Below are 1,724 nucleotides of genomic sequence, written 5' to 3'. Positions count from 1 at the left end.
CCCGGGGTTTTCATGGCGGGTCTGTGGGGCTGGCGTGTTAATCAGGGAAAGGGTGCTCTGAACTGGGAAAATAGTGGTTGTCGAGACCGTTATTTGCCGAGCGAGGGAGCACCCTTTCGATGCAAAAGTCTACCTTCGTTTTCCCGTCCCTGCCCGTCAGTTTCACCGGCCAGTCGCTGATCTCCCATGCCGGGGTTTCGGTGCTCACGGGTTTCATGGACGCGCTGGGTTTCGGCGGGCTGTGCGAGGACAGGCTCCGCCAGTTCGTCCCCTCCGGAGCGAAGCACCGGCCTGGCCGGCTGGTTGGATCTCTGACCGCGATGCTCGCCGCAGGCGGTGAACATGCCTCGGATCTGGATATCCTGCGGTCCTCGCCCGGGGTCTTCGGTCAGCTTCCCTCGAATGCGACAGTGTCCCGGTTTTTCGAACGCACCGTCACGAACCCGGAGCTGTTCGGCTACGGGTTTGAGACCCTCACCCGGGAACTGCGCAGCCGGGCCTGGAACGCCGCCGGGGCAAGGAACCCGGCACTTTCCGCGACCGCGGCGGACCCGCTCGTCATCGACATCGACGCGACCCTGGTGACCTCACACTCCGATAAGGAAAACGTCGCCGGCACCTACAAACGCGGCTACGGCTTCGCCCCCTTCATCGCCAGCGCCGATTACGGCACCGGCAACGGTTCCGGGGAAATCCTCGCCGCGGTGCTGCGGCCAGGCAACGCCGGAGCGAACAACGCCGAGGACCACATCCGCGTCTTCCACACCGCCACAGCCCAACTGCCCGAGAACTTCTATACCGAGAACGGGGCCCTGACCGGAGAGAAGATCCTGGTCCGCACCGACAGTGCCGGAGCCTCCCGGAAATTCCTCTGGCACCTGCACAGCCTGGGCGTGCAGTTCACCACCAGCTACACCATCCCGTTCGGCAAGGCCCACATGGTCAACTGGATCAGCGACAAACAGTACTGGCAGCCGGCCCTGGACCAGACCGGAAACGACCGCACCGATGCCTGGGTCATCAACGCTACCGACGTCATACCGCTCACTGACTACCCGCCAGGCACGAAACTGTTTCTGCGCGCCGAGCCGCTGCACCCCGGCGCGCAACCGACCCTACTCGATACCGACGGGCACCGGATCACCGCGTTCCTGACCAACTCACCGCGCTGGCACGGACCCATCTTGGATGCCAGGCACCGCGCCCGGGGACGGTGCGAGAACAGGATCAAAACCCTGAAAAACACCGGCCTGGGCAAGCTCCCGTTCTTCGACTTCGCCGCGAACCAGGCCTGGGCGAACATGGCCGCCCTGGCCTTCAATCTGGTCTCCTGGCTTCAGCTCGCCGCCCTCCCGGACGGCCACCAGGCCAAAGCCTGGGACATCAAACGTTGGCGCTACCGGCTCTTCGCGACCGCAGGGAAAATCATCACCCGAGCCCGCCGCACCCAGCTCCTCCTGCCGGAAACAGCGCCCGAGAAGGCCCTTCTGAAACTGCTTCTGGAGAACACACGTCGCCTTAGAGAAGTTCTGCCCGTCGGCTCAGGCTGAGCCAGGCACTGACCTAATCCCGACGAGCAGCCCCACCACCGGAAGTGGAACCGGCGCCAAAACCAGGCGACCCAACAGGCCACACCCGGCTGCCCGAAAACAGAAAACAACCGCAGAGCAACCCGGCGCCACACACCAGCGCCCCTCACCGGCCATCATGAAAAATCGAGGCTA

At 64.1% G+C, this 1,724-nt stretch carries 1 protein-coding gene; it reads left to right on the top strand.

From position 1 onward, the window contains the following. The first annotated feature begins 119 nt into the window (after positions 1–119). Entirely contained in the window at positions 120–1,550 is a 1,431-nt protein-coding gene (locus B5520_RS22270; RefSeq protein WP_079599241.1) for an IS1380 family transposase, read from the top strand. Positions 1,551–1,724 lie beyond the last annotated feature (174 nt).

It is taken from the genome of Arthrobacter sp. P2b, assembly GCF_900168295.1.
Classification (GTDB): Bacteria; Actinomycetota; Actinomycetes; order Actinomycetales; family Micrococcaceae; genus Arthrobacter.
The sequence above is the reverse complement of the archived record's forward strand: the minus strand, read 5'-3'. Positions and strand labels throughout refer to the sequence as shown.